This is a genomic window from Parvibaculum sp. (genome assembly GCF_040882025.1).
In the GTDB taxonomy this organism is placed as follows: domain Bacteria; phylum Pseudomonadota; class Alphaproteobacteria; order Parvibaculales; family Parvibaculaceae; genus Parvibaculum.
On sequence record NZ_JBBECC010000026.1, the window covers coordinates 1 to 5,813 of the forward strand.

6 protein-coding genes are annotated in these 5,813 nt (G+C 60.8%); all 6 read left to right on the top strand.

The window, feature by feature from the left end; translation table 11 throughout:
* Positions 1–264 precede the first annotated feature (264 nt).
* Entirely contained in the window at positions 265–555 is a 291-nt protein-coding gene (locus tag WEB61_RS02010; protein WP_368062660.1) for a DUF1330 domain-containing protein, read from the top strand.
* Between the two features lie 293 nt (positions 556–848).
* Complete coding sequence (locus WEB61_RS02015; RefSeq protein ID WP_368062661.1) at positions 849–1,586, top strand: class I SAM-dependent methyltransferase; 738 nt, start codon at positions 849–851, stop codon at positions 1,584–1,586.
* Positions 1,587–1,869: 283 nt separating this feature from the next.
* Positions 1,870–2,304, top strand: coding sequence for an N-acetyltransferase family protein (locus tag WEB61_RS02020; RefSeq protein ID WP_368062666.1), 435 nt, complete (start codon positions 1,870–1,872; stop codon positions 2,302–2,304).
* A 21-nt stretch (positions 2,305–2,325) separates the two neighbouring features.
* Positions 2,326–3,219, top strand: a complete 894-nt coding sequence (locus WEB61_RS02025; protein ID WP_368062662.1) for an HNH endonuclease — start codon at positions 2,326–2,328, stop codon at positions 3,217–3,219.
* Between the two features lie 29 nt (positions 3,220–3,248).
* Positions 3,249–4,508, top strand: coding sequence for a CaiB/BaiF CoA transferase family protein (locus tag WEB61_RS02030; RefSeq protein ID WP_368062663.1), 1,260 nt, complete (start codon positions 3,249–3,251; stop codon positions 4,506–4,508).
* A 472-nt stretch (positions 4,509–4,980) separates the two neighbouring features.
* The coding region (locus WEB61_RS02035) for an AMP-binding protein (protein ID WP_368062664.1) at positions 4,981–5,813 on the top strand (833 nt) is incomplete at its 3' end.

Consider the following 5,813-nt stretch of genomic DNA (forward strand, 5'->3'; position numbering starts at 1 on the left):
GTTGGGGAAATGCAACGTTCTTGCAATCGAAACCGCTTAGCCGGACAGCAGTGGCTTTAGGCGGGCCATCCACGTCTTGGCGGCAAGCACCGGAAGAAAGACGTGGATGGCCCGGACGAGCCGGGCCATGACGACTCTATTCTATATCTGCTTGCGAAACGCCGATTGCCTCTTGCCCGCAAATCCCTTCGCGCATTCGCGGGCTTCCCGCACCGCGCGGGAGGCCGCAGCATCTTGCGAAAGGACATGCGAAGGAGCACCGCGATGACCGTTTATGCACTGGCGCAATTCACGATCCATGACCGGGCGCGTTACGAGGCCTATGCCGCACGCTTTGCGGAAACGATGAAGGGCCACAACGGGCGCGTGCTCGCGGCCGAAGAAAATCCGGAGGTCGTGGAAGGAACATGGAACGGCACGAAACTGGTGCTGATCGAGTTTCCCGACGAAGCGAGTTGGCGCCGCTGGGCCTTCTCGCCGGAATACCGCGCAATCTCGGTGGAGCGCGAGGCGGCGACGCAAGGCTCGGTGCTGCTGGTGAAGGGGTTGGGGTAGAAAAGGAAAGGACTCACGCAGAGGCGCAGAGACGCAGAGCGGAATGAAAGCGTGGCCGATTCCCGTTTCCTGTCGGCCTGATTGTTCCTGCCGGGCAAAGCCCGGCAGGAAGGAAGCAGCGCTTGCGAGTGTCCAATGCCTTTGCCCCGCATCGCGACACCTCTGCGTCTCTGCGCCTCTGCGTGAAAAATCCTTCCTTGCCCGCTGATACGAAAAGTCCGGATCGTTTCGCACACAAGACGCTTTTGTGGACTAAAATCGCCCGCGCCAACGACGAAGGGCGGGAGGGAATGATGAAAGACTACGGTCCCGGGACATTCGGTGAACTAAACGCCGACGACTACGACGCGCTGCACGACCCCGGCACGACGGAGGCGGCGGTCGCGCTGCTGGCGGAACTGGCGGGCGGCGGGCGCGTGCTCGAACTTGCGATCGGCACCGGCCGCGTCGCGCTGCCGCTCGCCGAACGCGGGCTCGCCATCGAGGGCGTCGAGGCCTCGCCCGAAATGGTGGCGAAGCTGCGCGCGAAGCCGGGCGGCGAAAGCATTCCCGTCGTCATCGGCGACATGGCGGATGTGCCGGTGGAGGGAAGTTTCGATTTCGTCTTTCTGACCTTCAACACGCTGTTCAACCTGACCAGCCAGGACGCGCAACTGCGCTGCTTTGCCAATGTCGCGAAGCATCTGAAGCCCGGCGGCGCCTTTCTGGTCGAGGCCTTCGTGCCCGATGTCGCGCAGTTTCGCGACCACCGCAGCCTGAAGCCGGTGCATCTCGATTTCGGCTCGCTGACGCTGGAAGCCGCGATCCACGATCCGGTGACGCAGGTGATCGAGTATCAATATATCCGCATGACGCCCGACGGCACGCGGCTGACGCCGCTGCCGATGCGCTATGCCTGGCCCGCCGAAATAGACCTGATGGCAAAACTGGCGGGGCTCGAACGCGAGAACCGCTGGGGCGGCTGGGACCGCTCGGCGTTCACGGCGAAAAGCGAGATGCATGTTTCGGTCTATCGGAAGCCCCGGGGGTGAGGGCGGCAGGAAGAGATGTGCACGCAGAGGCGCAGAGACGCAGAGGTGTCATGATGCGGAGCGAAGTCATCAGACGCTCGCAAGCGCCGCTTCCTTTCTGCCGGGCTTTGCCCGGCAAGGGCAATCAGCCGACTGGAAACGGGAATCGGCCACGCTTGCATTCCCCTCTGCGTCTCTGCGCCTCTGCGTGCAAAATCTTTTCTGCGTCGAAACGGTAAAGGAATGGATTGCTTCGCTTCACTCGCAATGACGACATTTGGAAAACCGCGCTACATTGACCCCCATGCAAATCCGCCGCGCAGATGACGATGACTGGCCGGACGTGGCGCGGGTGTTCATCGCGGCGCGGGCGGGCATGACCTATCTGCCGCGACTGCACAGCGATGCCGATACGCGTCTCTTCATTCGCCGCGTGGTGAAGCGCAGCGAGGTCTGGCTGGCGACGCGCGACGGCGCGGTGCTGGGTTTCGCGGCGCTTGAGCCAGGCTGGCTGCATCATCTTTATGTCGATCCGCAGGCGCAGAACGCAGGGGCAGGCTCGGCTCTTCTCGCCAGGGTCCGGGAAAGACTGCCCGAGGGCTTTTCCCTCTGGACGTTTCAGGCCAATCTCGGCGCCCGCCGCTTCTATGAGCGGCACGGATTGACCGAGCGGCGCCGCACCGGCGGCGCCGACAATGAAGAAGGGCTGCCGGACATTCTTTATGAGTGGCGGACATGAAAGCAGAGAACGAGGCGCGAAATGTCATATTGGCTTTTTCGCACGAATAGCGCGCACTATCGCGCACATGACGCTCTAGTTGACCTAGGACGTTTGTCGTGGAACGTCTGGCGCAGATCGAAACCGTATGGACCGATTTCAATCGGCGATAAAGCCTGTCTTCTTGAGACCGGACCTAGTGGTGGCGTCTACGGAATTGTTGAGGTCGTGGAAGCTGCCGAAGACAGAGAGATGCCCCCTGAAGAGCTCGAATATATTTCTGATGTGGGTCAATTTAAATCAATTGACCACCGAGTGATCGTCGCGCCGATTACTCATCTGTCGCTTCTGCTACCCACCTCGCAGATCAAGAATGACGCCGTCTTTTCAACGCTGCCCGTTTTCGCGGAAGCGGGCTTTCCCAAACCAGCAAGTATCTTCCCGTTGAACGAAGAACTCTACAATGAGGTGCTTGCGGTCTTCTCGAAGAGCCGCCTAAGCCGTCCGCAGGGCAAGAGTAATAGCGAAGATATTCCGACCGACGACCATCGACAGTTTGCCGATCGCAGAATACCCGTCAGATCTGGGCAACCGGCTTTTCGAAGGATGATCCTTGATGCCTACCGGCATCGATGTGCGATCACCAATTGTGATGTTAGAACGGCACTCGAAGCATCGCACATTGTCAACTATGCCGGTCTTCGATCAGATCGCATCGACAACGGTATATTGCTCCGTATCGACCTGCATCGTTTGTTCGATTCACACCTCATCTCCATCGATCCAGACTCATGGAAAGTCCGAATTAGTCCTGCGATCGCTCACTCCGCTTACGCGAAATGGGAAGGGCATCCATTCCGGACTCCTGAACAACAGAACAAAATGCCGAGCGCGAAAGAATTGAAGAAACATTTAAGCCGAACAATCGGCAGGTAGCGCACTGGAAAGCAGGAAGCAAAAAAGAATTGAGCCAGAAAAAAGAACTCGAAACCGAGAACAAGGGCCCTTTGAAGGGCGTGCGCATCGTCGATCTCACCGCCGTCGTTTTCGGCGCCTATGCGACGCAGATCCTGGGCGACATGGGCGCCGATGTGATCAAGGTCGAAGCGCCCTCGCCGACCGGCGGCGGCGGTTCGGGCGGCGACATCATGCGCTGGCCGGGCCATCTGCCGGAAGGCGCCTCGCCCGATCTCGGCCCGATCTTCATGACCATCAACCGCAACAAGCGTTCGGTGCTGCTCGACCTCGCGACCAAGGAAGGCCGCGAAGCGCTGTTGAAGATCGTCGCGACCGCCGATGTCATCGCCTCCAACATCCGCTATGCGGCGATGAAGAAGCTGGGGCTCTCGTATGAAGACATCAAGGCGGTGAAGCCCGACATCATCTTCGTGCATGCGGCGGGCTATGGCTCGGACGGGCCCTATGCCGGTTTGCCGGCCTATGACGATCTTATTCAGGCGGGCTCGGGCGCCGCCGACCTGCTCGGCCGCATGGATGGCGACCCGAAGCCCCGCTATATCCCGACCATCATGGCCGACAAGGTGTCGGGGCTCTTCATGGTCTCGGCGGTGACCGCCGCGCTTTTCCACAAGGAACGCACGGGCGAGGGGCAATTCGTCGAAGTGCCGATGCTCGAAGCGGTGACCTCCTTCGTGCTCGCCGAACATTTCTACGACCAGGTTTACGATCCGCCGACCGGCGGCTGGACCTATGGCCGCATCACCAATCCCGACCGGCGGCCCTACAAGACGCGCGACGGCCATATCGGCCTGCTGCCCTATTCCGACAAGCAGTGGCAGCAGTTTTTCGAAGTGGCGGGCAAGCCGGGCGTCTATACCGACGATCCGCGCTTCAACACCTATCGCGCCCGCACGCAGAACATCCGCGAGCTTTACGCGATGATCGAGGAATTGACCGAGACAAAGACGACCGATGAATGGCTGGCCCTGTTGAAGCCGCTGTCGATTCCGGTCGTCAAGATGAACCGGCTCGACGATCTGAAATCCGATCCGCATCTGGAAGCCGTCGGCTTTTTCGGCCGCTACGAACACCCCGATGCCGGCGGCTATTTCGCGCTGAAGCCGCCGGTCAGGTTTTCGGTCTCGCCTTCGAGCATTCGCCGCCACCCGCCGAAGCTCGGCGAGCAGACGGCGGAAGTCTTGCGCGAGGCGGGAATGAGCGAGACGGAGATCGCGGCGCTTGCGGGAGATGCGGTGAAGGGGTGAGGCGGCGGGCCTTTCGCACAACCAAAACAAAGGTGTCATCCCCGGTGATCCCGGCTTTCGCTGGGGCAAGAGCCGGGGCCCATGGGTGGCAGCGGCAAACGGTGAGGTGAAGGGAAGAAGAAGGGTTCACGCGGAGGCGCGGAGCCGCGGAGAAGAGAAAATTTATTGCGCCTTCGGCGCGAAGCGCCAGGAAACATTTCCTGTTCCTCTGCTTGAAATTTTCTTGCCTGCTTCCCTTCTCCGCGGCTCCGCGCCTCCGCGTGCAAAATCTTCATCTTGCGATGGACTGTCCGTGGATACTGTCGTGCCCGGCTTTCACCGGGACGGCGCCGGGGTGACACCGAGTTTTTGACAAAGCGTGGACGCCAATCTCAAGCGCAAGGCCGTGTTTGCAGCGCCCCCCGCCTTGTCCCCTCACCCCGCGCCCGACATAATGCCTGCAACGAGAAACGCGTCTTCGAGGAGGCCTCCCATGTCCGATGAACTTTTTCCCGTGCCGGCCGAATGGCGGAAGCGCGCGCTGATCGACGATGCGAAATATCGCGAGATGTACGAGGCGAGCGTCAACGATCCGGAAGGTTTCTGGCGCGAGGAGGGCAAGCGCATCGACTGGATCAAGCCCTACACCAAAATCAAGAACACGCGCTTCGACACGCACAACGTCTCGATCAAATGGTTCGAGGACGGGACGCTCAACGCCAGCGTCAACTGCATCGACCGGCATCTGGCAAGGCGCGCCGACCAGGTGGCGATCATCTGGGAAGGCGACAACCCGGCCGACCACAAGAAGATCACCTATCGCGAACTGCATGAAGAGGTCTGCCGCTTCGCCAATGTGATGAAGGTGCGGGGCGTGAAGAAGGGCGACCGCGTCACGATCTACATGCCGATGATCCCGGAAGCGGCTTACGCGATGCTCGCCTGCGCGCGCATCGGCGCGGTGCATTCGGTGGTCTTTGGCGGCTTCTCGCCCGACGCGCTGGCCGGCCGCATCGTCGATTGCGCCTCCAACTGCGTCATCACGGCCGATGAAGGCGTGCGCGGCGGACGGAAAATTCCGCTCAAGGCCAATACCGACGAGGCGCTGAAGAAATGCCCCGACGTCGAAAGCGTGATCGTGGTCAAACACACCGGCGGCAAGGTCGAGATGAAAGCGGGCCGCGACGTCTGGTATGCGGAAGAAGCGGCAAAAGTTCCCGCCGAATGCAAGCCCGAGGAAATGGGCGCCGAAGACCCGCTCTTTATTCTCTATACGAGCGGCAGCACCGGAAAGCCGAAAGGCGTGCTGCACACGACCGGCGGCTA